Source organism: Segatella copri DSM 18205 (genome assembly GCF_025151535.1).
In the GTDB taxonomy this organism is placed as follows: domain Bacteria; phylum Bacteroidota; class Bacteroidia; order Bacteroidales; family Bacteroidaceae; genus Prevotella; species Prevotella copri.
The window spans coordinates 1336280-1361998 of record NZ_CP102288.1 but is presented as its reverse complement, the minus strand read 5'-3'; the positions used below and the strand labels follow the sequence as shown (position 1 = coordinate 1361998).

The window sequence follows — 25719 nt, the reverse complement described above, 5'->3', positions numbered from 1 at the left end:
GCATAATCCGGCTCAGGTGCGGAAGTCCGTGGATAGCCCAGCAGACATGTAAACCAAAAGATTATCATCGCACGGTACATGTTTTCCAATAAAAAGTAGTACCTTTGCATCATGGCAAAGAAGACTACCCAATTTGACTACGAGATACTCGTACGCTACATGCTTCCAAAAGGGATGCTTGACACCTTTGAAGTTACCAATGTCGATGAAGAGTGCACTGGTCTATACGATGAGACGAATACGGAAATCCGCATTCTTCATATCTATCTTGACGAACGTGACCTGCGCGATGATATGTGGCATGATTTGAAGCCGAATGGCTTTACTGAGCCCCGGGTGTTCAATGACTTCCCTGTGCGTGAGCACAAGGTTGCCCTTCATGTGCGCCGTCGCAGATGGCTTACGGAGGATGGGAAGAACCAACTGTTAGATACTCCTGCACTTATTGCAGACGGCACCAGCTACTCAATTGAGTTCGCTGCTTTTTTAAAAGAAATGGTTGGATACCTACCCAGTGACGGCCCAATGCGTGGCGCGATTCTTCCAGACTGACGGTAAGTACCTGAACCGTGTCTACAAGGAGCACCTGAGTGACTTTGAAGACTGGGACCAGAAGGATCATGCCGCAGAGTGGGTGCTCTTCGCCCAGAATATGGGCACGCACCTAAGCATAGATGAGAGTATGCTGCACAATGACCTCTTTACATTCCTCTCCAACAAGGAAGGCCATGGTAAGCGTGGTACGCTCATCGCAGCTGTCAAGGGGACTACCATTGCAGAAGTGGCAATGCGACTCATGGCTATACCGGAAGAGAAACGTCTTGCAGTGAAGGAAGTCACGATGGATTTCTCCGACAGCATGATGGGCATCATCAAGCAGGTATTCCCCAATGCGGAGATTGTCATAGACTGCTTTCATATCATGCAGCTTGCAGGCAAAGGTCTTGAGGAGATGCGCATGAAACTCAAGCGTGCTGCCGTCACGGAGAGGAATATGCAGGAAAGCAAGTTCAAGAAACTTGTGCAGGCAAGACGCAAGGCGAGGGCATACTATGCGAAGAACCACAAACCAAAGAAGAGCAAGAACGGCAAAACCCTTGGAAGGCCGCGAAAGCGCAAGAATGAGAAGTTTCAGCCAGAGATACTTGCCAATGGTGAGACTAAGGTGGAACTGTTGACTCATGTACGCTACCCTCTGCTCAAGAGCGGCAATGACTGGACGGACTGGCAGAAGAAAGGCATGAAGATTCTCTTCGAACTGGATAACCGAATCAAGACCGGCTATGGTTTGGTCTGCGCATTGAGAAACATCTTCAAGAAGAAGCAGAGCCGCAAGAAGGCCAAGAAGGCATTACATGCGTGGTACAAGAATATAGGCAGAAGCCACATCAGAGAGCTAATCGCAGTACGTGACACTATAAAGGAGAAGGAGGAGTATGTATTGAATTACTTCAACAATCGTTCAACCAATGCTTCTGCAGAATCTCTCAACTCAAAGATGAAGGGATTTCGGGCGCAGGTGAGAGGAGTAGCAGACTTGACTTTCTTCATGTACCGTATGATGATGATCTTCGGTTAACATGCCTGCTGGGCTATCCACGGACTTCCGCACCTGAGCCCATAATCCATTAAATTTCAGCGTTCTCTGCCATTTTCTATAAGTTTTTCTTGCGGTTTCCAATCTTTCTTCGTATTTTTGCACCAATAAGTAACGTGGAACTTTAAAAACAAAAGAAATATGGAGGAAAAGAAATATCATATCGAGGAATCGAAGATAGTAGGGGATAAGGTTTGTGAGCCATCGCCTGTTTATGCATCTGTTGCATCAGAGTCTGTATCTCATCACGTGATTGATTCTGGAATAGAGCAGAAAGATGAAATTCCTGTTCTTAAAAATCATTTTAGTTATGAGGGGCTTCTGGATAGCCTCGATTATTGTGAAACCATAAAGGATGATTCGTCTAAATGGGAGTCTGTTGATGCCTTTAATGAACGTTTATATGAGGAATTCCCATGGCTGAAATAGTTGTTCACAAACTGTATGAAGAAAAGGAACGCCAGTATATTATCGATGCTTATGACAATACTGCGTTAAATTAATATTTAATCGTCTGTAAATCAATAACTTATATTAAAAAATGCTTATGAAAACTTAACTATAAAAAGTTGGTCAAGTCGCTGATTTTCAGTAACTTTGCAAATCACGACAAACGCAAAATTATATGAATACAGGACTTGACCAATATATGGATATCTTTAAAGATGCAGTTGAAGATTCGGCTGCAAAGTTAACAAAAAGTTTCGAGAAAATACTCATCGAGGTGATAATTTTGTTCATGGTAATACCAAGAAAGATAAATTTCACCCAAATGGGGAGGTATGGCTCGCATGTTGAGCAAACCTATCGCAACGCATTCGGCTTAAAAAAGTCGAAAAGCATTGACTGGCTCAAACTTAATGTCTCACTTGCCAAGCGCTTCTTTGGTAAACAGGGAAGATGGGCTATTGCCATTGATCCCAGCTACATCAGCAAAGCTGGCAAGAAGACTCCACATATCGGTCGTTTTTGGTCGGGATGTGCACAGTCTGTTAAACATGGTCTCGAAATCATGGGTATTGGCCTCATTGATATTGATACCAAAGACTGCATGATGTTAAAAGCACACCAGTCGCTAAGTAATAAAGAACTGAGTCTTAGAAACAAGACTATGGTAGATTTCTATATCAGCGTCATTAAGCGTTACCGCAAGGAACTTCTCAAACTCTCAACCCTCATAGTTGCAGATGCTTACTTCTCTACAAGTACATTTGTTAATGGGATAAAGAAAGAAGGGTTCTCTTTGATAAGCCGCTTTCGTGACAATGCTTGTCTCTTTTATGTCTATGCTGGTCCACGTACTGGAAAACGTGGTCGCCCCAAGACCAAGGATGGCAAGATTGATATGAAGAATCTTGACCTCACTCGAATGGAGAAGATGGAGATGAAAGATATAGAAGGAACAGCTTATACTTTGATAGCCTATTCCAAGGCACTCAGGTGTAAAGTTAGACTTGTCATCTGGCAGATGCCGAATGGCAAGAAGAAACTATTCTTCTCTACAGACCCCTCACTTTCGGGTGAAGAGGTACTTCTTTATTACAGAACCAGGTTCCATATCGAATTTTGCTTTCGTGACGCCAAAGGCTATACTGGTCTTATGGACTGCCAGGCTCGCGATAAGTGGAAACTCGATTTTGCTTTCAATGCTTCGTTCACATCACTAAATGTTGCCAAGGTAACTATGAAGGAGATGGGAATGGAATATTCTATGTCTTCATTCAAGTCACTGATGACCAACATGTATCTGGTGAAACGAATTTTTAAAGCAAGTGGGTACACCCCGAACCGAAATTTAATTAGCAAGATTTTCAAAGATCTCTCGTGCTTACAGCGTATAGCTGCTTAGCACATTATTGAATTATTAACGAACTATTGTTATGAGAATTTTGGTAAAAAAACAGCTCGAAGATGGAAAGAGGAACTGATGAAAATTCAGAACTTCCTGAAAAAATATCCTGAAGGTAAGCCCCCTTTTCTTGGTGCACCAAAGTTTAGCTATTTGCTTCGGGGTGCTAATTTTATGCGTAATTTCAAGTTGGTTTATTATTATGATGAATCCTTGGATGTGGTGCATATTGTTGACATTTGGGATATGAGACAGAATCCAAAAAGGTTCTCTGTCTCAAAATACAAGTGATTTTATATAACTTTAAAAGCGAAAGAAATATGGAGGAAAAGAAATATCATTCTTCTCTTTTCTGTCGTATTCTTGAAAAAGTATTTAGGTGAAGAGTGGTGAAGAGTGGGTGAAGAGTTTCTGAGAACTCTTCACCTCTGCCAACCGCCCTGTTTATCGGTATTTCAGAGGGGTTGTGAAGAGTGAAGAGTATTTGCTGTGTCAGTTATTCATTTTAAAAAGGAGTGATATGATGGTACATCGAGATAAGATATTATGTTTTTTGGTTTTAATCTGCTGCTTCTTTGCTCATACTCCTCTGCAAGCCCAGCAGCCACGCAAGAAGGTGGGGCTCGTGTTGGGTGGAGGTGGTGCCAAGGGCGCGGCTGAAGTAGGTGTGCTCAAGGTGCTGGAAGAGGCTGATATTCCTGTAGATTATATTGCTGGAACCAGTATCGGTGCCATCGTGGGCGGACTCTATGCCATCGGCTACGATGCTGCGGATATTGATAGCCTCTACCGTAACCAGAACTGGCTTTTCCTTTTGAGCGACCAGGTGAAACGTGAATCGGAGACTTTTCTTTCTAAAGAAGAAAGGGAGAAATATATCGTTCATATTCCTCTTTCCAAAGAGAGAAAGGTCTCGTTACCAACCGGTTATGTGAAGGGGCAGAATATCTTTAACCTTTTCTCTAAACTTACCGTGGGGTATCATCAGGTGGATGATTTCTCCAACCTACCTATTCCTTACCGTTGCGTGGCGGTAGATCTGGTAGAAGGCAAGGAGGTCGTGTTTTCATCGGGCTCGTTGCCATTGGCGATGCGTGCCAGCATGTCGATACCGGGCGTGTTTGCTCCGGTAGAATGGAAAGGGAAGATGCTGGTGGATGGCGGCGCCTTGAACAATCTGCCGGTTGATGTGGCAAAGGAAATGGGAGCGGATGTGATAATCTGTGTGGATCTGAGTACCGGTTGGAAGAAGAAGGAAGAACTGAAATCGGCTTCTTCTGTTGTAGAACAGCTCATAAGTATGATGGGGCAGAACAAATACCGGAAGAATATGGCTGAAGCCGATCTTTATATCAATCCTTCTCTGAAAGGTTATTCGGCAGCCAGTTTCCAATCTGAAGCCATTGATACGATGATACAGCGGGGAGAACAGGCTGCCCGCCAGAAATGGGATGAGCTGCTGGCTCTGAGAAAGTATATCTATGCTGATGCTTGTGATTCTGTAGCCTCTGATGATACATTACAGGATAAACGCCTCAAACAGCCGAAACCTTCTCAGACGGAAGCTTATCATATAGGAAGCATCCGGATAGAAGGCATCAGCGGAGAGGAGGAAAAGTGGATTAGAAAGAATATTGCTCTACGGGAGAATTCGGAAGTCAGTCCTGAGGAGATAGATGGCACACTTGCCATGCTCAGGGGACTGAATATCTTTTCGCGTGTAGAATACAGACAGTCTAACGAGGAACCTTATGACCTGGTATTCATGCTGGAACCCAACGAATCGAGAAGAATCAGTGTAGGTGCACGTTTTGATACGCAGGATTTGGCGAGCGTCATTGCTCAGATATCCAATAACCAGCAGTTTTCTACCCGTCATCACTATGCCTTTACAGGACGCATTTCCCGTAATCCCTATCTGGAAATGAAATATGCCTATGGCAACCTTTTCGGAGCGAAAATTGGCATTTCCTATCGTATGGCTCATTATGATTTCGACCTTTATGCGGACAAGCATAAGTTGGATGCCCTGGAGTTTCTTTCGCATTCTTTCGCTGGATTCTATACCCGCGATATCGGTAATTTCAGATTGAAATCGGGAGTGCAGTTTGATTATTATCATTATCATTCTGATATGTTCGAACGCGACGGAAGCATCCAGACACGTTCGTCAGACCATTTTCTGAACTACTTTGCATCTGTTGTGATGGATACTTACGACCGCCGTTATTTCCCGACCCGTGGCAGCCGCATTCAGGTTCAGGGCATTCTGCATACGGATGACGGAATACATTATGCTGATGGTAATCCTTTTGGCGAAGCTGTTTTTCAAGGAGAATGTGCCGTACGTCTCAATTCCAGATTCTATCTGCTTCCTAAACTCAAGAGCCGCTTCTTGTTTGGCAGTTCCGTACCAGCCATTTATCAGAATTATGCAGGTGGAGTAGCTGACGGTTACTATCTGCCTTGGCAAGTGGCATGGGAGAGTGCGCAGCATGTTCATCTGCTGGAGCGCAATGTGGTGACTGGTCAGCTTGGTTTCCGCTATCGGGTGAAAGGAAAGTTCTATCTTACCGCTCTGGGAGAGTATGGCAAGGAAGCCCGCAAGTTTTCCCATATTCTCATCGGTGATGATTTGTGGGGAGGAGCCTTGAGAGCATCCTATGATTTCGTATTGGGTCCGGTAAGCATTCAGGCTAATTATTCTAGCTTGGGTAAGAATGTAGGATTCTATATCAATGCAGGATTTGTATTCTGATTTCCTTATCTGCATCATGTAAACCAGAACCTGCATGTTTATATGTGTCATGGCGGTTCGCACAAAACTCGCATCTTGTCGTTCCCAGAGCCTACAAGACAGGAAATCATCAGCCTGATAGGTGGTTGGCTGAAGGAATAATGCTTTCATCAACCAATCATAATGGATAAAATGAAAGATTTTTTCAAAAAATATCCATAAAAATTTGGCGGTTTCAGAAAAATGTATTACCTTTGCACTCGCTTTTGAAAACAAAGTTTTTAGCAGAGGCACCCTTAGCTCAGTTGGTAGAGCAACTGACTCTTAATCAGTGGGTCTAGGGTTCGAATCCCTAAGGGTGTACAAAAACTCCGAAGAATCAATCTTGGTTCTCCGGAGTTTTTTTTTATCTATGTCCGGTATGAGGTAACCACGGCTCCGTGAATGTTGGTGATATATCACAAATTTGCAGAATTTGAGAAAAAATAAGTAAGATTGTCTCGCTATTTCTGTTTTTTATAGTATCTTTGCAACCGATGAATAGAACAGACTTGACACAAGGTAGCATTTGGGGGAATATCACGACCTTTTTGTTACCTTATATTCTGGCTTATTTCCTACAGATTCTCTATGGTTTGGCCGATCTTTTCGTGATAGGTAGATATTGTAATGTAGATAGTACTACGGCTGTATCTAATGGTGCGCAGGTAATGTATTTTGTTACTTGCGTAGTCATTGGTCTGGCTATGGGTACTACTGTGAATACGGCTCATGCCATCGGTGCAAAGGATCAGCGCCGGGCTTCCCGGGTTATTGGTAATACTGCTACCATGTTCTTTACCTTGAGTATTTTGCTGGCGCTGGTGTTGCTTTGTTGCCGTGATGGTATTGTCAGGCTGATGGATACGCCACCCGAGGCTGTGGAAGGTACCCGTGATTATCTCATGGTATGCTTTATCGGCATTCCGTTCATCATGGCATATAATGTGATAGCCTCAATCTTTCGTGGGTTGGGCGATTCGAAGAGTCCGATGTATTTCGTAGCTGTGGCTTGTGTGGTGAATATTCTTCTCGACTTTTTCTTTATCGGATATCTGGGGTGGGGAGCCCGAGGTGCGGCATTGGGTACTACCTTGTCGCAAATGTTCAGTGTGATGGTAGCCCTCCTTGCTATCAGGCGTCATCGTGAGGTATTTGATGTTCACAGACATGATTTCCGTCCGAACCGTCAGACGGTAAAAAGTATTCTGAAGATAGGCTTCCCGATAGCTATGCAGGATGGTTTCATCCAGTTGGGCTTTCTTGCCATTGCCGTAATTGCCAATGGACGAGGCGTGTATGATGCCGGTGCTGTGGGCATCGTAGAGAAGTTTATCGGTCTGGTTTTTATTCTTCCTTCTGCCATGCTGTCTACCGTATCTGCCATCTGTTCCCAAAACTATGGTGCAGGCAATGTAGACCGTGTGCTTAAAACTTTGCGCTGTTCGCTTGTCATCATCTTTGGTTATGGCATTCTGATGATTGCCGTTTGGGAGATTTTCCCGGAGGTGGCAGTGGGTATCTTTACCGATGATCCTGTTGTAGTAGAAAAAGGAGCCGTTTATCTGCAGGGATATATTTATGATTGCCTTTTTGCCGGCATTCACTTCTGCTTCTCAGGCTTGTTTACAGCCTGCGGCTATTCCATCATCTCTTTTGTTTATAATTTCCTGTCGGTCATCCTGGTAAGAATTCCGTTGGCTTATCTTGCCTCAGAGATGTATCCGGATACGCTCTATCCTATGGGTATCACGACGTGGTTCGGTTCGCTGTTCTCTGTTATCATCTGTGTGGTTGTATACCGCTGGATGGTCAAGCATCATAAGTTCAGTCATTCCATCGTTGCTTCCTGATACAGGCAGGATTATTCTTTTAACAGCTGTTTTCTGAAAGCACTAGGAGACATTCCCGTCTTTTGTCTGAAGAGGCGGGCGAAATGGTTGGGATAGCTGAAGCCCACTTCTCTGCAGGTACCGTAGCTGCGGCTCTTTATGTTGCCGGTGATGGCCCATGAAACAGGATAAAACATGTATCAGAAGCAATAATTTCGCCAACTGCCACAATGAATTTGGGTCAACTGTCACAACGAAAATGCGCCAACTGCCACAATGAAAAAGCGCCAACTGCCACAACGAAAAAGCGCCAACTGCCACAACGAAAAAGCGCCAACTGCCATAACGGAATAGGAAAATAACAAGGTTAAACTATTTTATTTGCTTGATATTCAGCAAAATATATTATTTTTGCATCAGAAATTAAAAATGAGTTTTTAGGAAAGAATATAAAGCAAGAATTGCAGATAAAATATTGGCAGAAAAACTGGATGCGATGGGGGCTGTTTTGATAGAAGGTCCTAAGTATTGCGGTAAAACTACTCTAGCCAGCCAACAGGCTAAAAGTATCCTGTCTATGTCTGATCCAGATACTATGGAGCAGAACATTGCTATGGCCAATACCAATATCAAACTATTGCTTCGAGGTGAAACGCCACGTTTGATAGATGAATGGCAAATAGCACCTAAGTTCTGGGATGCCGTCAGAAATGAAGTGGATAAGCGTGATGATGATGGGCAGTTCATACTGACCGGGTCTGCTGTACCACCTAGTTATGACGAAATCTTTCATACGGGTACGGGGCGTTTTGCCTGGCTCAAACTCCGAACAATGAGTTTGTGGGAATCAGAAGATTCTACAGGAGAGGTGAGCCTTGCCAAATTGTTCGCAACCGACAGGACGGATTACTTCGTAGAAGGAATCAACCCCATTGACTTGGAGTATCTGGCATATTTGACTTGTCGGGGTGGCTGGCCGAAAGCCTTGGATAAGAAAAGCAAGCAGGCAGCTTTACAGCAGGCCATTGAGTATTTTGAGGCAGTAACCAGATTCGATGTATCCCGTGTAGATGGAGTCAACCGTGATAGTGAATTAGCACGGAGGATTATGCGTTCGTATGCGAGAAATCAGGGAAGTCAGGCTACTGCAAGTACCATTTTGGCAGATATTGCCAACAATGAGAGTACTGAGGTTAGTGAGAATACCATCTATTCCTACATCAAGGCTTTGAAGAAGATATTTGTGATAGAGGATTCTACAGCCTGGAACCCGAATATGAGAAGCAAGTCGGCGATACGTACTTCTGATACCAGATATTTTACCGACCCTTCGATTGCAACTGCAGCTTTGGGAATGGGACCGGATGACTTGATCAATGATTTGAGTACGTTTGGCTTATTCTTTGAAACCTTGTGTGTACGTGATTTGAGAGTTTATGCTGATGCATTAGGTGGCTCCGTTTATCATTTTCGTGATAGAAAAGGTCTGGAGTGTGATGCTGTAGTTCATCTTCGTAATGGCAAGTATGGGTTGATTGAGGTGAAGCTGGGTGGCGACAAGCTCATAGAGGAGGGCGCAAGAAACCTGGTGACATTGGAAAGTAAAATCGATACCGATAAGATGAAGTCTCCATCTTTCAAAATGGTGTTGACTGGTGTCGGTAAATATGCCTACCAGCGTCCGCAGGACGGCGTATATGTTGTGCCGGTAGGGTGCTTGAGAGATTAGGAATCTATTTGTTTCCTTTCTCTATTGGAGGTCAGCCTGTGTTTTCATACGAACTGGCGTCCTTGACACATTAATATATTATATAGGGGCATCTTTGTTTCTTGAATAGAGACAGAGGTGCCCCTATCATATATTAATAAACTTCATAAATACACAATCGTTATGTCAAGAAACAAGAAAACATCAGAGTCTTTATTCCAGTTCATGAACCTCCTCATCGCCCTGTTGATGAAAAACGGGCAATACCGCACCTCGCTGCATTACAAGGCATCCCTCAACAGCTTTAAGCGATACCGTGACAACAAGGATATTGCCCTACAAGAGATAGATGCAGAAGTGATGCGCTCGTATGAGGCGTACCTGCATCATACGGCGGAGGTATGCAAAAACACCAACTCCTTCTATCTCCGCATCCTCCGTGCCACCTACAACAAAGCTGTGGCAAAGGGACTGACGCCACAGCAGCATCCCTTCTCGGATGTCTATACCGGTATTGCCCAAACTCGCAAGAGAGCCATACCTACAGAGAATGTCAGCCAGATCAAGAGTCTGCAATCTGTCAAGGATCTCAATCCCAAGGAAGAGATGGCAAGAGATACATTCCTGATGAGTTTCTATCTGCGTGGTATCTCTTTCATCGACCTGGCTCATCTCCGCAAATCTGACCTCAAGGACGGTTATCTTCATTATACAAGAAGAAAGACAGGACAGCGTCTCACCATCCGATGGGAGAAGGAGATGCAGGAGTTGTTGGAAAAGTATCAGGCGCAGACCGCCTCCTCATCTTATCTCTTTCCTTTCCTTGTTGATGATGGAAACAAAAGACAGGATAAAACTATTGACAAAAAGCAGGATGAGGCACGCCTATATCACAATGCGGAAGCGCGTATCTCCTACCACCTCAGTAAGTTTGGAGCTACGATAGGCATCAAGGGCAAGCTCACCCTCTATGTTGCCCGCCATTCCTGGGCAACGACGGCAAGAGATAATCATATCTCTATCTCTGTCATCAGCGAGGCATTGGGACATCATTCCGAAACCACCACACAAATCTATCTCCGTTCCATCAAAAGCTCAGAAGTAGATGATGCCAACGCCAAGAAACTGGCAGCCCTATAAGCCACAAAAAAGAATAAAAAGAGGGATTATGTAAAATGAACCAAAATGAACCAATTTTTCTGAATCTTTATATAAGAGACACAGAATCTTACCGCAAAATTACGAAAATTGTTGGAAACAAGCAAATTATGCGTGTTAAAAAATTAATATCATTCTACGAAATTCTACATTTTTTCAGCATTCTTCTCGTACACAATCTTCTAAGTCGTTGATTGAAAGAATGTTTTTCGGTTTTCTGTGTCTCTTATATAGAGATTCAGAAGAACGGGAGTGATTGAGGGAAGGATTTTGAGGACAAAGGAATCGGACAGCTAATCATTCCAAGGGTTGCAGACTATCATGCTCTTGGATCAGGAGTACGTCTGTGATTAGAGGTTTCCGTTATTGGAAATAGACTAACCAACCCTTTCTTGCCAAGTGTTTTGAAACATGATTTCACGACACGGGGGAATGAGAAGTACACCCTGATCAAAATAGAAAAAATAAACAATGATACAACCAGACAACGAGGAGAGTTGGTACGCATTCAAGATATTTTTTGGGAAAGGAAAGCCTATCAAGGCATATTTCGTTGCCAAAGGGATAGAGCATATTTATGATGTGAAACAAGAATATTGGGACAAGAATAAGAAAAAGAGTCTGGTGAAGGAAGTTCCTATTATGCCATCTCTCATTCTTTTCCGTACTACGAGAACAGAAGCCGAAGAGATTGAACGCAAATTTCTCAATAAAGTGATGCTCTATCGTGGCAAAAATTCTGAGAACTTGAAAGAACCTTCTAAAATTTCAGAACGTGAAGTAAAATCTTCAATATTGTAGCAACTTCTGGTGTTGAAGGACTGGATTTTTACGATGAGTATAATCCCAAGTTTACCAAAGGCGACAAGTTCCGAGTCATTGAAGGTTCTTTGAAAGGAGCGGAAGGCTATGTCGTCCGTATCAAAAAAGATCATAAACTTTATGTGAGTATCAAGGGGTTGTGTGCTGTTACGACAGGATATATTCCTAAAGCATACTTGCAAAAAATCGAATAGAGTATATGGAAATGTCAGATATTAAGCAAGTGTTACTGACGAGGAAAAGTACCTCGCCAGTAACAGAGTATTAAATTAATAATTCAACATTTAACATTCAACACTTAACATTGCTATAAGGCATTTGCGCACGAGCTTACTCCCAGTGCAGTAAGAGCTGCAATCAAAGCTTGAACAGCAGCATTCAAAATTGAAACCCAAGAAATTTTCTTGGAACCATCATTAAAATTCTTCATAATCAGAAATGTGTTTAAAAGTGAAACATAAGTTTGAAGGGGTGACCACACCCTGCATTATGCAGGATGCAGTCACACATGTCCGACAGGATGGCTTTCACCATACCTCGGCTGTAGCCAGCGTTGTGTGAAGCAATGTGCTTGCAAAACTTATTCAAGTCCCAGATTTCACGAACTTGGTTCTTGGCATAAGCCTTAGCCCCGTCCTCAGGCTTGAGGTAGTTGGTCATCAAAAATACAGAATACTCAATCATAATTAATCCTTTCTTTTAAAATGTTAATACTAATGTTACCTATGTCTCACTCAAAACTCAGAATGTCGAATGCCCGGGGTAATGAATTCTTCACTCTTCACTCTTCGTTCTTCGTTTAACTGATGCAAAGGTATAAAAAATGAGAGGCGAAATCAACTTTATGGAATAGCGTTAAATAACCATTGAATATTCGTTGAACAACCATTAAATACCCCTACTAGAAATGGAAGAAAACAGCAAGTCTAACGTGACTTTCAACATATACGGAGGCAACAACCAAATCCTCCCCAATGCCACAGAAGCCGTACAAAACTTCTATGGCGACCAATTCGCAGACCAAAAGCTCCATTCAGAAGGCGAATCCACCGATGCACCTAATGAAGATGAGCAGCGTCTCGCTATATATATTAATAAGGTGAAATCTCTCCGAGGTTACATCTCTCTCCTCACCGCTTGCAAGAAAGCAAAGGAAGTGGGCGAGGTAGTAGCCACGATGTGCCAGAACGAGGAGGCGATAGATGCCGACCTTATCGCCAAGAAAGATTTCATCCATCTCCTCCTTCCATTCCTCACGAATGTGAAGACAGGCAAGGGAGTAGATAACCTCCGCCTCTACATCAACAATGCATGGGATGCAAGAAAAAAGGCTATCCGCCAGTCAAATCGATGAAATAGCCCTCAAAAAGTATATTATATTACTTGAGCAAGTATATTATATTACTTTGCCAAGTATATTATATTACTTGGGCAAGTAACTTATATTCCCGAAAACATGAGAGAAATATATATTCATATGATACGTAAGGCACAAGAGTTCATGAATGAGAATCATTATGCAGACATCTCTCGTGTACATTGTTTGCTCCGAAAGATGATGCCTAAGGAATACCATGACCTGATAGACCAGATCAAGGAGTGTCAAGACTCGCACGTTATGTTCAATGTTAATGGTGGCAACAACGTGATAGCGCCAAATGCTAGTCAGGCGAAACAAAATATACATGATGATTCTTCTAGTAGTATAAAAGATAATTTTCAATCATAAAAGTTGAATTATGGATTTGCAATTAGAGCGATTTTCAGACATCAATCTCAAAGATTCATTCTTTGATTCTTTGAGGTCGAGTTATCCTGAGTTTGATGAGTGGTATCATAAAAAGGAAGCTGCAGGTGCAACAGCCTACACCTATTATATTAATAGAGAACTGAAAGACTTTCTTTATTTGAAGATAGAGGAAGAGGAACTATCAGATATGGTACCTGTGCAACCTGCAAGGAAACGCTTGAAGGTCGGCACATTCAAGGTGGACAATGACAATCGTCATACCACACGTGGCGAGCGTTTCATGAAGAAAATCATGGATTTGGCTATAGCCGAGGATGTGGAAGAAGTCTATGTCACCATGTTCCCTACAGATGAGTTACAAGGCTTGATTCGTATGTTTGAGAAGTTTGGATTCTTACATGAGGCGGACAAGCCTCATGAGGACGGTAATTCGGAATATGTATTGATAAAGAATATGAGAAACCATATAGGTGATTTAAAACTCGACTATCCTTTTGTTAGAAAAGCGGGTTTTAATAAGTATGTTCTTTCTATAGTTCCAGAATACCATACACAGCTTTTTCCGGATTCCATTTTGAAAAACGAACAGAAGTATGATCTTATACAGGATGTTTCTGAGACTAACAGCATCTATAAGATACCTCAGTTCGGGATAAGAAATAGTGCCTAAAAAAGTTGGTAATCTCCGATATTTTTTGTATCTTTGTAGTTGAAATACAATTAGTTACAAACATAAAAAGATATCATTATGGAGATTACCAAGGACAAAGTTACAGAATTATTTTGTATTATTGATGAATTTTACAAAGTTTTTGATGCTGAAAATGCAGGAAAATTGCTTTTGAGTGAAGATGGAGTAAAGCGCAGACGACGTAAAGCCTCTTTATCTGATAGTGAAATCATGACGATTTTGCTGTATTTCCATTTCGGCTCATTCCGAAACTTCAAGCATTATTACCTATTCTTTATTAGAGGAACATTGAAGTCATATTTTCCAAATGCAGTGTCTTATAACCGTTTTGTAGAACTTGAAAGTCGCGTATTCTTCCCTCTCATGTTCTTCCTGAATCTCCGTGCTTTTGGCAGATGTACAGGTATAACCTTTGTTGATTCAACCATGATACCAATATGCCACAATCTCAGGCGTTATGCCAACAAAGTGTTCAAAGGCATTGCCACAGACGGAAAGGGAACAATGGGATGGTGTCATGGGTTCAAGCTACATCTGGCTTGTAATGATAGAGGTGAGATAATTGCTTTTGTTCTCACTGGTGCAAACGTTAGCGACAAAGATCCAGCGGTATTCGATGTATTGGCTAAACGTCTGTATGGCAAGCTGTTTGCAGATAAAGGCTATATCTCGCAAAAACTCTTCGATTCGCTTTTTGAGGAAGGCATCCAGTTGGTTACAGGACTGAGAGTGAACATGAAGAACAAACTAATGCCGTTCTATGACAAGATGATGCTACGCAAAAGATACATCATTGAAACGATTAATGACCTGTTGAAAAATACGGCTCAGATAGTACATTCACGTCATAGGTCTGTTTCGAATTTCATCATAAATATTATTTCTGCATTAGGGGCATACTGTTTCTTTGACAACAAGCCCAAGGCACTTACTGGATACGTTATCGAAGATACGAAACAGCTGAGTCTTTTCTAACATTGCATATTTTACAGGAGGATTTTGTCTCAGCAACCATCCAAGATATATAGATGGTTGCCAAGCCTCTGTGTCCCTTATATAAAAACATTATAAAGCCTTTAGATAGAGCTCGTTATCCCGAACTGAGGTATAAGATATACCTTTGCTGGATGAAAGGTACTAGATATTTGAAAACAGGCGACAAACTTGTCATTTATAGGACTAGTGATTTCCAAGGTCCAGCCAAGTATCGCATGTTTGTACATCTGTTTGTACAGTTAGTGAGGTCAAGACCTTCAAAGACTTTGAAAATGAAGATGCTTTTGTGAATTATACCAATCGTTATTCGGTATTTAAGGAATATGAATTGAGACGATGGTATAGAACAAGGAATTGTTTCATTGTCATCACGATGTTGTATAACATAGCTTTCACTAAGAAAGTAATCAATAAAGTGATGAAAGAGCAGGTTGGCTTGAACCCTGAGTATTGGGGATTCTTCAAGTTGACCGATGCTCAATTTGATAAACTATTGGAATTAGGAGAAATAGATGAACGTTATATTATCGATTAAGCCAGAGTTTGTTGAGAAAATCTTTTCTGGGGAAAAGCAATATGAGTACCGCAAGGTTCTCTTCAAGCAAAAGGTGGATACCGTATATATCTACGCCAGCCGTCCCATCAGCAAGATTGTAGGCGAGTTCAAGATAGCAGAGATTATCTGTGATACCCCTGCGAATATTTGGAATCAAACGAAAGAATACTCTGGTGTAACCAAGTCTTTCTTCCAACAGTATTATGCAGGAAAAGATAAAGGCGTGGCCCTCAAGATAAAGGAATGTAAGCAGTACAAGGAGGCTGTTGATCCAACAACGGTTATTGCTAACTTTAAAGTTCCCCAGTCGTTTATATATGTTTAAGTTTTGTCTAATAGAAATATGATACCTCCATTTCAAGTAATAATAGATTGTCCCTTCAAGAGTATTACTAAAGATTCAACACTTGCTTCTATAGACAAGAAATATAGTGTTTGTATGGTAAATGATTTTGAGGATGGAGTATGGAACGGTAAATCACCATTAGCCCGTATGGCGGTACCTATATAATATATTACCTTTCATATTATGAATACAGATATTAAGAGTTTGATACCATCCATGCATGCAGAACTGAAGCATATGCAATCTCGTGTCGCAGAGCTTCAAGTCTCATTGCAGCAAGGTTCATCTGATGAAAAGACGATTCGAGAGGAAAATTCTCGAATGAATCTGCGTGGGATTTGGACTTAAAACAAAAATTTCTTTAAAAATTTGGTAGTTTCATATAAAAACCATATATTTGCAGTCAAAAAAAGGAGATACAATTATGAATACAATTACAATAGATAATAATACATATCACGACATAGAAAATTTTGCTCATGTAAACAATTTGGATGTAGCAGATGTTGTGAAGAAGTCTTTTCGTTTCTTTATAGAGGAGTTTAAGTTTGCTAAGCCGCATTCGAAAGCATCTCGGTATCAGTTGCCTTTGCATTTGAAAAAGATGCGAGGAGTATTAGCTGGTGTGGAAGATAGTGAGGATGAAAGATTAAACTATATATTGAGCAAGTAATGAAGAAGGTATTTTTAGATACGAATGTGGTTCTTGATTATTATCTGGATCGAGAAGGCTTTAGTGATGATGCTGAAGCCATCTTGGCTTATGGATATAATCAAGGATGTTCATTGTATGTATCTTCTTTAACTTGTGCTAATATGGCGTATATAGGCAGAAAGAAGTTCCCTGGTGAAGCGATATATGCTGTACTTGCAAGTTTGTTTGAATTTGCCGAAATAGCATCTGTCGATTCGAATGCTGTAAAGTCCGCAGTAACTTTGCAGGCTAAGGACTTTGAAGATGCATTGCAATATTTTTCTGCTAAGGCAATAGGTGTGGATTGTATTGTTACCAGAAACGTTAAGGATTTTCCTTTTTCGGAATTGCAAGTCTTGACCCCTAAGGATTTTTTGGCTCATTATGCAGTTAAATAAAATGACAGGTTGGATACTTACTAAGAAGAATACGACGTTATGACCATAGAAGAAAAAAAAGCAGATTTTATGCGTCGCTTCAAGGCTTCTAGAGAGCGGAAGGCAGAATACATAGCACAAATGGAAAAGCGTATGCGTGATGACTATCGCCGCAGAACCGGTAAGGAAGCAGATTCATTTTGTGTGTTGTAAGAATGAAAAAATTAGATTTAGTCAAGATTAATAGTTGTGCACCATATGCAGTAATATAGTAGAGACGCAGTCTTGGTGATATACGAATCGTTGCTTGCAACGAAAAAAATCCGTGAGATCCGTGTGCGACTTAAAAGAATAATATTGAGTGTTGAACACGAATCTTTCGAGACTAAGCAACTTATTCGTGTAATTCGTGCAATTCGTGTTCCGAAAAAAAATACGTAATTCGCGTGCAGAGAAATATCTATTGCTGTGAGGCATAGTGACTACCGTTGCTTGCAACGAAGAAATCTGTGTAAATCTGTGAGATCTGTGGGACATTAGAATAAACTCCCCATTCGAGTGACGACAAGTGCAGAGCGATACTGCAATGGGGAACAAAAATATAAAATCATGAAATCTTATTTCTCAACAAAGCTAGGAGCAACCTTATTTTTAGGTAGCTCCCGCACCATAAGCATCCAACCCCTATGACAATACAACTCCATCCCCAGTGTTTACTGGGGATACAGAGTATTTTAAGAAATTGGACTTTTCTGATTTTTAAACAGGTTTAACTAAAAGAGCCTCTGTCATCAAGGCATAATCCCTTCTTCCAGCTACAATCATGTCAAAGAATCCCCTGAAGAAATCCAGTGGAGCCATTGCCATTAGCTTGCAGGTTTCAACGAAAGTAAGGAAGGTTGCTGTGACTCTGGCACCCTGCTCACTGCTAAATCCACCGAAGTTCTTTCGGAGATTTGTGAATGGGCGGACTGCGCGTTCACAACAGTTATCCAAAAGTTGTGATAACTGTTGTTATCCCAACTTTTGGATAATGCCAGCGAACGCCTGATCCGTGACATGGTGATGGGAAAGAAGGCTTATTTGTTCTGCCGTGACTTGGATGCCTGTAAGCGTGCAGCAATGATGTACTCCTTGTTTGGTGCATGTAAGGTACTAGATAAAAATCCTGAGCGTTGGCTTTGTTATGTGTTGAAGCACATAGATTCTATGCCTGAGGATAAGTATTATACTCTTCTTCCTGAGTTCTGGGAAGATGAGGAACAATAAAAATGAATTTAATATTTAGTCAAATTAAGGTATAACCTCCATTAGCTTGTGCTGATGGAGGGCTAAATTGCGTTTTTTTGTCTCAAAATTAGAAAAATGATGCCGCCGTGCAAAGGTACAATATTTTTTTGAGATATGCAATACGGCGTTGAGCGGATACTTACCTCAGAACCGCTACGCTCTAAGGTTGGCGGACCATCAAAGGTCTTCGCCATATTTTGCGGGATGGGACCGCCTTATTACAACTTGCTTCTGGTCTTCGCCATCTTGTGCGGGGATGGGACCGCATGGGGATAGCAGTTTATAGTTTACAGTTAATAGTTTATAGTTTACGGTTGATTTCGTGGTTATTTGCAGATAACTTGCAGATTTCTTGTGATTCTCTTGGTGGTTTCGAGGAAAAAGTGTAATTTTGCGGTTAGATATTAATAAAATGAATTATTATGGCACAGGTAGCAACAATGAATCAAGCTCAATTGCAAATCCTCGATATGCTGTCATTTATCAAGACTCCTGAGGCTTTGCGAGATTTGAATAAGGTAATCTCCGATTATTTTGTTCAGATGGCTGATGCTGAATTAGATAGAATGTGGAATGAAGGAACCCTGAATGAAGAACGTATCGAGAGTTTCCGGCATCTCCATGAACGTACTCCATACAATAAACCAATATTATAATCTTTAGGTTATGAATATTGTATTGGATACAAATAGTTTGATTATGTCAATCGCCCCTAGAAGTCCGTATCGTAAGGTGTGGAATGCTTTTCTTAGTGGCGATTATAACCTTTGTGTGTCCAATGAAATAATAGAGGAGTATTCAGAGGTTTTATCTCGTAATATATCCCCTCAAGTTTCTGAAGCCATAGTTTATGCTATATTGACTAGACCCAATATAATTCGCAAAGATCCTCATTATACTTTTGCTTTAATTGAGGCAGATAAAGATGACAATAAGTTTGTAGATTGTGCCATTGCTGCAAATGCAAAGTGTATTGTTACAGAAGACAAGCACTTTAAGGTCCTGGAAGATATTCCTTTTCCTAAAGTGGAGGTTATAGGTATAGAGGATTTTAAATGTTATTTGGATAAGTGGATATAGGTTTATGTACTGGTTTTGTATATCACCATTACATGTAAGGTGCTAGATAAAAATCCTGAGCGTTGGCTTTGTTATGTGTTGAAGCACATAGATTCTACGCCTGAGGATAAGTATTATACTCTTCTTCCTGAGTTCTGGGAAGATGAGGAACAATAAAAATGAATTTAATATTTAGTCAAATTAAGGTATAACCTCCATTAGCTTGTGCTGATGGAGGGCTAAATTGCGTATTCTTGTCTCAAAATTAGAAAAATGATGCCGCCGTGCAAAGGTACAATATTTTTTTGAGATATGCAATACGGAGTTGAGCGGATACTTACCGTCCTTCACGGTTAGTATTAAACAAATCGTTCAAAAGGTTTTCCATAGAGAAAATCAGTGACTTACGGTATAAACTCCAACTACCAGAGACAGGTTTCATTGATAACGCCAAGGCGACAAAAGGTCTGACGCAGGCAAAACAAGAAACAGAAATAGATAAGTATCAAGAGTTTTACTATCAATCAGTTTTGGCAAGGAATCTATTCTTTGGACATATGTTCTCTTCTGTTCTCTTGACAATTATAATAGGCTGGTCTTGGAGTTTGTACCTTTCAACACTTATCATCGCAGCATTACTTTGTTGGCAATGGTGGAAAATGAATTTGGTTTATGTGAAAAAGATATTTATAGAATATTTGAAGTAGAATAAGTATGATACAATCCTACACAAAATACAAACAATTCAAGTCCTTGGTGGATGCCAAGGAGAATGGGAAAGCAGTGCGAAACGGCTTGGACTTTCTGCGCTTTGTGGCAGAGGAATACAGCCGCTTGGAAGTGTATAACGACCAAGAGTGTGATGGGGATGATTTCTTCACTTATCAAGTGGAGAAAGAACTGGCACAGGTGCTGAGAGATGAAGCCACTCCGATAGAATCTGTTGCTACGGCACAGAAAGAGATGGCTGAGATTGAGAAGATGGAGGCATACGATGATTATTGCCTGTGCTTCTTTGACCATATCCGTGAGGCTATCAACTTTCGATTGTCGGATGCGGATACATACCTTGCAGACCTTGATAAGCAGATAAAGCATCATACCTACGAATATAAGAGATTGGTGAATGACGAAAACTTTGACCAGTTGAGTTCGCTATTCAGATTCGAGGAGTTGGGCAAGTTGCTCATCAAGAAGATAGAGTATCTGCAGACTCACGGTAGAGAGAATGAAGTGGATGCAATCATGGAGGAATATAAGTATGTGCCGGATGTCTGTTCCTTCAAAATCAATGAACTTCTTGAAAAGGGATTGGAGAATGATGCCTTGAAAGAGATAGACAAAACGATTGCTGTGTATGGAGATGATGGATACAATACCACTGAACCTTGGCATCTGCAAAAGATAGAAATCTTGGAAAGACGTAATGACAAAGCTAACGTTATTGAAGAATATCGCAGATTGTTCCGTCAGTTCTTGGTGGACAAGCGACCTTACTTCGAGAAGCTGAAAGAGTTGGTAGCCAAGGAGGATTGGGATGAGTTTGTTGTGAAACTCTTCGGGGATATTCCACATATCACGGATGATGATTGCATCGAAGTGTGCAACATGATTGTGGAAGAAAAGAAGTATCAGTGTCTCTTGAAGATACTAATGGACAACAGAATGTCATTCAGCCGAGTAGAACTCTTCAAAAAGTATGCGCATTATATGAGCGAGGAAGACCAAGCTGCTTATACCGAGCATGTTATTGATGATTTGCGTAAGCACTTGAGTTATGCTAAATCGAAGAGTTATGGCTATATCGTGGATGACATCAAGGGTATGTACACTTGTTGTGATGTTTCCAAGAAGCTTATCTTGGATTTTGTGGAGGAGGTAGAATACAATTATGGCAATCGTCCTGCTTTGATGCGATTGCTGAGAAATTGATATAACATCATTATTGGTTATTAGACATTGTTAATGAAGGAAATCAAACTTTTTGATTACCAAGAGGATATGAAGGAACGGATTGAGAAGGCGTTGCGCCTTCATCGGTCCGTAATGGCACAAATGCCAACTGGTACGGGTAAAACGGTTCTACTCGCTTCGGTCGTAGAATCGTTTTTGAGGGAACATTCTAATTGCAATGTTTGGATTGTTGCCCATAGAAGGGAGTTGGTTTCTCAGATTCGAGAAACTATTGAAAGAGTTTTTTCTAAAATCACCCCGTCCCTCTTTACCATTAAAGAGGGGAATTTTTCGAAAACCCACCCGTCCTCCCTTACCCTTAAGGGAGGCTCCACCTTTCACCCCGACCCTCTCACCCTCAGGGGAGAGGGAGGAAACCGCCCTACTCGCTGCTCGGAACCGCTACGCTCTAAGGTTGGCGGACCATCAAAGGTCTCGCCAGATTGTGCGGGATGGGACCGCCTGGGTGCTACTTGCTTGCGGCCTGCTGATGGGCTTGGTGCCACTTCTGCCTCTTCTGTTAATCCTAATTCTGACATGATGCCGATAAAGGCTGTGTCGATACAATGGTTGTCGAAGCACTATGACGAGATAGAGGAAGAACCGGGAATGATAGTGATTGACGAGGCGCATCATGCGCTTGCCAAGACTTACAAGGGAATGTGGGATAGATTCCCGAAAGCTAAGTTCCTGGGACTGACAGCAACACCTTGCCGATTGAATGGTAAGGGATTCACTGATCTGTTTGATGTCTTGGTGCAGTCGTGGAGTGTTCCTGAATTTATCAGCAAGGGAAGATTGGCGACATATGATTTTGTGAGCATCAAATCGGATGGTGTGACGCAACGGCTCATCGACTCCTTGCAGAAGCGAGGGGCTGATGGTGACTACCAGAACAAAGAAATGGATATGTTGCTGAATAAAAAGCCGAGCATCGAAAGGCTCTATCGGAGTTTGGAAGAATTTGGTAAAGACAGAAAGGGCATCGTGTATGCTATCAATATTTCTCATGCTAATGCTATTGCCGAGTTCTACAGAGAACACGGCATAGCGGCTGTTGCTATTGATAGTAAAACGCCAAGTTCTTTACGAAAAGAACTTATTGAAAGGTTCAAAGCTTCTAATCTTTCTTTTTCGAATCACCCTGTTCCTCTTTCCAAAGAAGGGATTTTTTCGAATCACCCCGTCCCTCTTTCCAAAGAGGGCTCCACCTCTCACCCCGACCCTCTCACCCTCAGGGGAGAGGGAGGAAACCGCCCTACTCGGTGCTCGGAACCGCTACGCTCTAAGGATGGCGGACCATCAAAGGTCTCGCCAGATTGTGCGGGATGGGACCGCCTGGGTGCTACTTGCTTGCGACCTGCTGATAATGTTGGCGATAGACTGGGTGCTACTTGCTTGCGGGCTGCTGATGGAGTTGGCGATAGACTGGGGGCTACTTGCTTGCGGGCTGCTGATGAACTTGCTCCTATACAGGTGTTGGTGAATGTGGACATCTTCTCGGAGGGATTTGACTGTCCGGATATTGAGTTTGTGCAGTTGGCTCGTCCTACCTTGTCGCTTGCCAAGTATCTGCAGATGGTGGGACGTGGATTGCGAGTGGCCAAGGGAAAGAAGAACTGCGTGATTATAGATAATGTGGGACTATATCGGGTGTTCGGGTTGCCTTCGCAAGTATGGAACTGGAATGCTATGTTCGAGGGAAAGCTGAAAATTGGCAAGAGAAAGGAGACTCCGAAGGATAGAGAGTTTTTCCTGATGAACGAGAAGCAAGACGATATTCAGATTCATCCAGACTCAGAAATGATGATGGTGATGAGCCATGAAGAATTGCTCCAAACGATACAGTATCGTGAGTTTGTGGACAGTAGAGGGGAGTTTGCCATCATCAAGCTTCCTGATGGGAAGATGACGGTAGTGAACCGACAAGGAGAACAAGTCTTGGAGCCAGGCGATTACTATGACATGAAACTGTTGGATGGCAACATCCTGTTCTACCGACATTGCAGAAAGGAGGTCTGCTATTATGACCTGTTGTCTGGAGCTATTATTGACGATGGTCCCAATGTTTACGATGTTCCAAAGGTGGTTACGCTAGAAGGTTGGGAGTTCATCAAATATGGAGATGTTTATATGTCTCGTACCTACGAACATTTCTCTTGGCCATATTGCCCTTCCAAATATGACCTGTTCAATTTTGGGGATTACCTGATATATCGTTATAATTATTTAGTAGATAGTGGTTGCCAGGAATGGTACTATTATGAAGGAGGCAATGGCTTGATGATGAAGGCTACTATAGATAGTAATCGAGTATGTTTCTTGCGTGGTGATTATGAACATGTGTATTGGATGTGTGCCACTCTTCGTTGTGGTTGTATTGTGGTTATGGACAGCAAGCAGGACTACTACCTGGTGGATTCATATTTGAAGAAGACCTATATTGGATGCAATAACCCAAAGAATGAAAATGAAGATCTTCATATTGTAATGCCTCGCCTTGGCAAGAAATACTATGATGAGATGATGTTACAGGAGAAGAAAAAGGAAGCAAGCGAGATGCTTCTTTTGCATGAGAAGTCAGAAGCAGGACATGTGGAATTGTATCAAGCAGGAAAGAAATGGGGCGTGAAGGTAGATGGTAAAGTTATCGTGCCACCCCTCTACTGCAGTATAGCGCAATCTGTTGGTGCCTATTGCGCCTTTGAAGAGATTCCCAGACATTGGGGCATTATGACATTGAAAGGAAAAGTGATTGTTGATGCCAAATATGAGAAGGTGGAGATTCGTGATGGAGGGATCGCCTTGGTAACTGATATCACGGGGAGAAAACACAGACCATCCATCTGAAATGATCTATTATTGGGGCGTCAGTCTGAGAATATTAACAAAAAAGAGTGTGTCATGAATTTATGATACACTCTTTTTTTATTCTGTTTAATTACATCTTCTTTATCCGTTTGCGATATTTCCGAAGAAATCGAATGAGGCATCCCAATCCTTCCAGACAGGCTCTCTGCCCAATTCCTTCAATCTCGCATTGATTACCTTGGCGGTACGCTCATCGCTTACGGTGAACTGCTCCAATGCCTGAGGATAGGTATGGTAACCACCAGGATTTACCTTTGATTCTGCCGACATGGTGGTGACACCCAGTGTTGCCATGTTGTCACGGATGTAGGCTGGCTCACGGGTAGAGTAGGAGATATCTACATCGTGGTCGAAGATACGCATGGCGAAAGTAGCCTGGGCCAACTGCTTATCGGTCATGAAGCAGTTTGGCTGGAAACCTTCGTTCTGTGCAGGGCGCATACGAGGGAAGTTCACGCTGTACTTGGTCTTCCAGTAATGCTTCTGCAGGTAGCGCAGGTGATGAGCCATCATCACTACATCCGTGCGCCATTCCTTCTCCAAGCCGATGAGCACACCCATACCGATGGAATGGACACCTGCCATACCCATGCGGTCGAAACCATCGCAGCGCCACTCAAACTTGCTCTTCATGCCACGTGGGTGGTAGAGCTTGTAGTGCTCGTGGTTGTAGGTCTCCTGGAAACAGATGACGCCGTTCATACCATGGTCGGCGAGGGTCTTGTAATCCTCAGTAGAGAGCGGCATCACCTCTATCTTCACATTAGAGAAATACTTCTTGGCGATGTCGATTGCCTTGGCAAGATAAGGGGTGCCAGCCTTGGCTGGGTTCTCACCCGTAACGAGAAGGATGTTCTCGAATGGAGCCAGCTGCTTGATGGCTTTATACTCGTTCTCAATCTGCTCTGGGGTGAGGATGGTACGAGCCATCGGATTCTCACGATGGAAACCGCAATACACGCAGGAGTTAGAGCATGAATTGGTGATGTAGAGAGGAATGAACATCGACATGGTCTTGCCGAAGCGCTCCTCGGTATATTTGCGGGAAAGACGCGCCATTACCTCCAGGTATGGCTCGGCTGCCGGTGAAATCAGCGCCATGAAGTCGTTCACATCGCAATGGTCCTTGGCAAGGGCACGGCGCACATCATTATCGGTCATTCGAGCAATGCGCTCCGTGGTCTCCTCCCAACTGATATTCTTTAATTCGTCTGAAAACATTTTCTTACTTTTTCAAGTTTCGCAAGTTCAGGAGTTAAAGGAGTTAAAGAAGTTATCGCTCCCTACGGTCGCTGAGGAGTTAAGACAATAGTCTTTTTGGCGTAGTTTTTTAAGCAGCAAGACATACGTCTTAACTCCTTAACTTCCTTAACTCCTTTAACTTCCCCACATGC

The 25719-nt window shown here is 42.2% G+C and carries 29 protein-coding genes and 1 tRNA gene; 25 read left to right on the top strand and 5 right to left on the bottom strand.

Annotated features, from left to right (window positions below; genetic code table 11):
- Positions 1 to 111: 111 nt before the first annotated feature.
- The 7 genes from NQ544_RS05715 to NQ544_RS05685 all read left to right on the top strand — a co-directional run bounded on the left by NQ544_RS05715 (position 112) and on the right by NQ544_RS05685 (position 8075).
- Entirely contained in the window at positions 112 to 552 is a 441-nt protein-coding gene (locus NQ544_RS05715) for an ISAon1 family transposase N-terminal region protein (RefSeq protein WP_006848975.1), read from the top strand.
- A complete protein-coding gene (locus tag NQ544_RS05710; protein WP_228023590.1) occupies positions 530 to 1579 on the top strand; it encodes a transposase in 1050 nt (349 codons plus the stop codon). Before NQ544_RS05715 ends, NQ544_RS05710 begins: the two co-directional genes overlap by 23 nt.
- A gap of 159 nt (positions 1580 to 1738) precedes the next feature.
- Complete coding sequence (locus tag NQ544_RS05705) at positions 1739 to 2026, top strand: hypothetical protein (RefSeq protein WP_006849261.1); 288 nt, start codon at positions 1739 to 1741, stop codon at positions 2024 to 2026.
- 196 nt (positions 2027 to 2222) lie between these two features.
- Positions 2223 to 3446: a transposase gene (locus NQ544_RS05700; RefSeq protein WP_228023592.1), complete on the top strand. Its 1224-nt coding sequence runs from the start codon at positions 2223 to 2225 to the stop codon at positions 3444 to 3446.
- A gap of 520 nt (positions 3447 to 3966) precedes the next feature.
- Positions 3967 to 6204 carry a patatin-like phospholipase family protein gene (locus NQ544_RS05695; RefSeq protein ID WP_050758659.1) on the top strand — a complete coding sequence of 746 codons (2238 nt, stop codon included), beginning with the start codon at positions 3967 to 3969 and terminating at the stop codon, positions 6202 to 6204.
- A 269-nt stretch (positions 6205 to 6473) separates the two neighbouring features.
- A tRNA-Lys gene (locus tag NQ544_RS05690) sits at positions 6474 to 6546 on the top strand.
- Between the two features lie 173 nt (positions 6547 to 6719).
- Positions 6720 to 8075: an MATE family efflux transporter gene (locus tag NQ544_RS05685; protein ID WP_006848979.1), complete on the top strand. Its 1356-nt coding sequence runs from the start codon at positions 6720 to 6722 to the stop codon at positions 8073 to 8075.
- Between the two features lie 11 nt (positions 8076 to 8086).
- Here NQ544_RS05685 and NQ544_RS05680 read toward each other — a convergent pair whose 3' ends face one another.
- A complete protein-coding gene (locus NQ544_RS05680; RefSeq protein WP_006848980.1) occupies positions 8087 to 8251 on the bottom strand; it encodes a helix-turn-helix domain-containing protein in 165 nt (54 codons plus the stop codon).
- A 299-nt stretch (positions 8252 to 8550) separates the two neighbouring features.
- Here NQ544_RS05680 and NQ544_RS05675 point away from each other — a divergent pair, with 299 nt between their 5' ends.
- The 3 genes from NQ544_RS05675 to NQ544_RS05665 all read left to right on the top strand — a co-directional run bounded on the left by NQ544_RS05675 (position 8551) and on the right by NQ544_RS05665 (position 11721).
- Entirely contained in the window at positions 8551 to 9783 is a 1233-nt protein-coding gene (locus tag NQ544_RS05675; RefSeq protein ID WP_050758660.1) for an ATP-binding protein, read from the top strand.
- A 162-nt stretch (positions 9784 to 9945) separates the two neighbouring features.
- Positions 9946 to 10902 carry a tyrosine-type recombinase/integrase gene (locus NQ544_RS05670; RefSeq protein ID WP_006848982.1) on the top strand — a complete coding sequence of 319 codons (957 nt, stop codon included), beginning with the start codon at positions 9946 to 9948 and terminating at the stop codon, positions 10900 to 10902.
- Positions 10903 to 11391: 489 nt separating this feature from the next.
- On the top strand, positions 11392 to 11721 hold the full coding sequence (locus tag NQ544_RS05665; protein WP_006848983.1) for a transcription termination/antitermination NusG family protein: 330 nt from the start codon (positions 11392 to 11394) through the stop codon (positions 11719 to 11721).
- A 328-nt stretch (positions 11722 to 12049) separates the two neighbouring features.
- Here the strand turns inward: NQ544_RS05665 and NQ544_RS05660 are convergent, their stop codons facing one another.
- Together NQ544_RS05660 and NQ544_RS05655 are read right to left on the bottom strand one after the other, a co-directional pair.
- On the bottom strand, positions 12050 to 12172 hold the full coding sequence (locus tag NQ544_RS05660) for a smalltalk protein (protein WP_153073502.1): 123 nt from the start codon (positions 12170 to 12172) through the stop codon (positions 12050 to 12052).
- A gap of 14 nt (positions 12173 to 12186) precedes the next feature.
- Positions 12187 to 12426 (bottom strand): HU family DNA-binding protein, encoded by a 240-nt coding sequence (locus NQ544_RS05655; RefSeq protein ID WP_006848984.1) that lies wholly within the window; start codon positions 12424 to 12426, stop codon positions 12187 to 12189.
- Positions 12427 to 12649: 223 nt separating this feature from the next.
- Here NQ544_RS05655 and NQ544_RS05650 point away from each other — a divergent pair, with 223 nt between their 5' ends.
- From NQ544_RS05650 to NQ544_RS05610, 9 genes are all read left to right on the top strand, one after another.
- Positions 12650 to 13096, top strand: coding sequence for a hypothetical protein (locus tag NQ544_RS05650; protein ID WP_006848985.1), 447 nt, complete (start codon positions 12650 to 12652; stop codon positions 13094 to 13096).
- A 123-nt stretch (positions 13097 to 13219) separates the two neighbouring features.
- Complete coding sequence (locus tag NQ544_RS05645; RefSeq protein WP_228023594.1) at positions 13220 to 13471, top strand: transcription-repair coupling factor; 252 nt, start codon at positions 13220 to 13222, stop codon at positions 13469 to 13471.
- 10 nt (positions 13472 to 13481) lie between these two features.
- A complete protein-coding gene (locus NQ544_RS05640) occupies positions 13482 to 14162 on the top strand; it encodes a hypothetical protein (protein ID WP_006848987.1) in 681 nt (226 codons plus the stop codon).
- Between the two features lie 78 nt (positions 14163 to 14240).
- Positions 14241 to 15158, top strand: a complete 918-nt coding sequence (locus NQ544_RS05635) for an IS982 family transposase (protein ID WP_006847996.1) — start codon at positions 14241 to 14243, stop codon at positions 15156 to 15158.
- Positions 15159 to 15552: 394 nt separating this feature from the next.
- Positions 15553 to 15714 carry a hypothetical protein gene (locus NQ544_RS05630; protein WP_006848712.1) on the top strand — a complete coding sequence of 54 codons (162 nt, stop codon included), beginning with the start codon at positions 15553 to 15555 and terminating at the stop codon, positions 15712 to 15714.
- Positions 15692 to 16060, top strand: a complete 369-nt coding sequence (locus tag NQ544_RS05625) for an ASCH domain-containing protein (RefSeq protein ID WP_006848711.1) — start codon at positions 15692 to 15694, stop codon at positions 16058 to 16060. The genes NQ544_RS05630 and NQ544_RS05625 overlap by 23 nt, the downstream gene beginning before the upstream one ends.
- A gap of 445 nt (positions 16061 to 16505) precedes the next feature.
- Positions 16506 to 16754: a hypothetical protein gene (locus tag NQ544_RS05620; RefSeq protein ID WP_006848710.1), complete on the top strand. Its 249-nt coding sequence runs from the start codon at positions 16506 to 16508 to the stop codon at positions 16752 to 16754.
- Positions 16754 to 17173 carry a type II toxin-antitoxin system VapC family toxin gene (locus NQ544_RS05615; RefSeq protein WP_006848709.1) on the top strand — a complete coding sequence of 140 codons (420 nt, stop codon included), beginning with the start codon at positions 16754 to 16756 and terminating at the stop codon, positions 17171 to 17173. The genes NQ544_RS05620 and NQ544_RS05615 overlap by 1 nt, the downstream gene beginning before the upstream one ends.
- A 39-nt stretch (positions 17174 to 17212) precedes the next feature.
- Positions 17213 to 17365, top strand: coding sequence for a hypothetical protein (locus NQ544_RS05610; protein WP_006848708.1), 153 nt, complete (start codon positions 17213 to 17215; stop codon positions 17363 to 17365).
- A gap of 546 nt (positions 17366 to 17911) precedes the next feature.
- On the opposite strand, the gene NQ544_RS05605 is transcribed toward NQ544_RS05610, so the two are convergent.
- Complete coding sequence (locus NQ544_RS05605) at positions 17912 to 18148, bottom strand: hypothetical protein (RefSeq protein WP_006848707.1); 237 nt, start codon at positions 18146 to 18148, stop codon at positions 17912 to 17914.
- Positions 18149 to 18163: 15 nt separating this feature from the next.
- On the opposite strand from NQ544_RS05605, the gene NQ544_RS05600 reads away from it, so the two are divergent.
- The 6 genes from NQ544_RS05600 to NQ544_RS05580 all read left to right on the top strand — a co-directional run bounded on the left by NQ544_RS05600 (position 18164) and on the right by NQ544_RS05580 (position 24304).
- Positions 18164 to 18421 (top strand): transposase domain-containing protein, encoded by a 258-nt coding sequence (locus tag NQ544_RS05600; RefSeq protein ID WP_153134028.1) that lies wholly within the window; start codon positions 18164 to 18166, stop codon positions 18419 to 18421.
- Positions 18422 to 18864: 443 nt separating this feature from the next.
- Entirely contained in the window at positions 18865 to 19098 is a 234-nt protein-coding gene (locus NQ544_RS05595; protein WP_006848704.1) for a DUF8507 family protein, read from the top strand.
- Between the two features lie 10 nt (positions 19099 to 19108).
- Positions 19109 to 19522 (top strand): putative toxin-antitoxin system toxin component, PIN family, encoded by a 414-nt coding sequence (locus NQ544_RS05590; protein ID WP_006848703.1) that lies wholly within the window; start codon positions 19109 to 19111, stop codon positions 19520 to 19522.
- Between the two features lie 39 nt (positions 19523 to 19561).
- Positions 19562 to 19678, top strand: a complete 117-nt coding sequence (locus NQ544_RS13940) for a transposase domain-containing protein (RefSeq protein WP_167529943.1) — start codon at positions 19562 to 19564, stop codon at positions 19676 to 19678.
- 537 nt (positions 19679 to 20215) lie between these two features.
- Positions 20216 to 21433, top strand: coding sequence for a hypothetical protein (locus NQ544_RS05585; RefSeq protein WP_006848702.1), 1218 nt, complete (start codon positions 20216 to 20218; stop codon positions 21431 to 21433).
- Between the two features lie 33 nt (positions 21434 to 21466).
- Entirely contained in the window at positions 21467 to 24304 is a 2838-nt protein-coding gene (locus NQ544_RS05580) for a DEAD/DEAH box helicase (protein ID WP_006848701.1), read from the top strand.
- Positions 24305 to 24406: 102 nt separating this feature from the next.
- On the opposite strand, the gene thiH is transcribed toward NQ544_RS05580, so the two are convergent.
- Complete coding sequence (gene thiH / locus NQ544_RS05575; protein WP_006848700.1) at positions 24407 to 25546, bottom strand: 2-iminoacetate synthase ThiH; 1140 nt, start codon at positions 25544 to 25546, stop codon at positions 24407 to 24409.
- Positions 25547 to 25719: the final 173 nt, after the last annotated feature.

Excerpts from the sequence above, each read along its gene's own strand:
- NQ544_RS05715 (WP_006848975.1), top strand. The coding sequence starts at position 112 with ATGGCAAAGAAGACTACCCAATTTGACTACGAGATACTCGTACGCTAC.
- NQ544_RS05705 (WP_006849261.1), top strand. The coding sequence starts at position 1,739 with ATGGAGGAAAAGAAATATCATATCGAGGAATCGAAGATAGTAGGGGAT.
- NQ544_RS05700 (WP_228023592.1), top strand. The coding sequence starts at position 2,223 with ATGAATACAGGACTTGACCAATATATGGATATCTTTAAAGATGCAGTT.
- NQ544_RS05695 (WP_050758659.1), top strand. The coding sequence starts at position 3,967 with ATGATGGTACATCGAGATAAGATATTATGTTTTTTGGTTTTAATCTGC.
- NQ544_RS05685 (WP_006848979.1), top strand. The coding sequence starts at position 6,720 with ATGAATAGAACAGACTTGACACAAGGTAGCATTTGGGGGAATATCACG.
- NQ544_RS05680 (WP_006848980.1), bottom strand. The coding sequence starts at position 8,251 with ATGTTTTATCCTGTTTCATGGGCCATCACCGGCAACATAAAGAGCCGC.
- NQ544_RS05675 (WP_050758660.1), top strand. The coding sequence starts at position 8,551 with ATGGGGGCTGTTTTGATAGAAGGTCCTAAGTATTGCGGTAAAACTACT.
- NQ544_RS05670 (WP_006848982.1), top strand. The coding sequence starts at position 9,946 with ATGTCAAGAAACAAGAAAACATCAGAGTCTTTATTCCAGTTCATGAAC.
- NQ544_RS05665 (WP_006848983.1), top strand. The coding sequence starts at position 11,392 with ATGATACAACCAGACAACGAGGAGAGTTGGTACGCATTCAAGATATTT.
- NQ544_RS05660 (WP_153073502.1), bottom strand. The coding sequence starts at position 12,172 with ATGAAGAATTTTAATGATGGTTCCAAGAAAATTTCTTGGGTTTCAATT.
- NQ544_RS05655 (WP_006848984.1), bottom strand. The coding sequence starts at position 12,426 with ATGATTGAGTATTCTGTATTTTTGATGACCAACTACCTCAAGCCTGAG.
- NQ544_RS05650 (WP_006848985.1), top strand. The coding sequence starts at position 12,650 with ATGGAAGAAAACAGCAAGTCTAACGTGACTTTCAACATATACGGAGGC.
- NQ544_RS05645 (WP_228023594.1), top strand. The coding sequence starts at position 13,220 with ATGATACGTAAGGCACAAGAGTTCATGAATGAGAATCATTATGCAGAC.
- NQ544_RS05640 (WP_006848987.1), top strand. The coding sequence starts at position 13,482 with ATGGATTTGCAATTAGAGCGATTTTCAGACATCAATCTCAAAGATTCA.
- NQ544_RS05635 (WP_006847996.1), top strand. The coding sequence starts at position 14,241 with ATGGAGATTACCAAGGACAAAGTTACAGAATTATTTTGTATTATTGAT.
- NQ544_RS05630 (WP_006848712.1), top strand. The coding sequence starts at position 15,553 with ATGTTGTATAACATAGCTTTCACTAAGAAAGTAATCAATAAAGTGATG.
- NQ544_RS05625 (WP_006848711.1), top strand. The coding sequence starts at position 15,692 with ATGAACGTTATATTATCGATTAAGCCAGAGTTTGTTGAGAAAATCTTT.
- NQ544_RS05620 (WP_006848710.1), top strand. The coding sequence starts at position 16,506 with ATGAATACAATTACAATAGATAATAATACATATCACGACATAGAAAAT.
- NQ544_RS05615 (WP_006848709.1), top strand. The coding sequence starts at position 16,754 with ATGAAGAAGGTATTTTTAGATACGAATGTGGTTCTTGATTATTATCTG.
- NQ544_RS05610 (WP_006848708.1), top strand. The coding sequence starts at position 17,213 with ATGACCATAGAAGAAAAAAAAGCAGATTTTATGCGTCGCTTCAAGGCT.
- NQ544_RS05595 (WP_006848704.1), top strand. The coding sequence starts at position 18,865 with ATGGCACAGGTAGCAACAATGAATCAAGCTCAATTGCAAATCCTCGAT.
- NQ544_RS05590 (WP_006848703.1), top strand. The coding sequence starts at position 19,109 with ATGAATATTGTATTGGATACAAATAGTTTGATTATGTCAATCGCCCCT.
- NQ544_RS05585 (WP_006848702.1), top strand. The coding sequence starts at position 20,216 with ATGATACAATCCTACACAAAATACAAACAATTCAAGTCCTTGGTGGAT.
- NQ544_RS05580 (WP_006848701.1), top strand. The coding sequence starts at position 21,467 with ATGAAGGAAATCAAACTTTTTGATTACCAAGAGGATATGAAGGAACGG.
- thiH (WP_006848700.1), bottom strand. The coding sequence starts at position 25,546 with ATGTTTTCAGACGAATTAAAGAATATCAGTTGGGAGGAGACCACGGAG.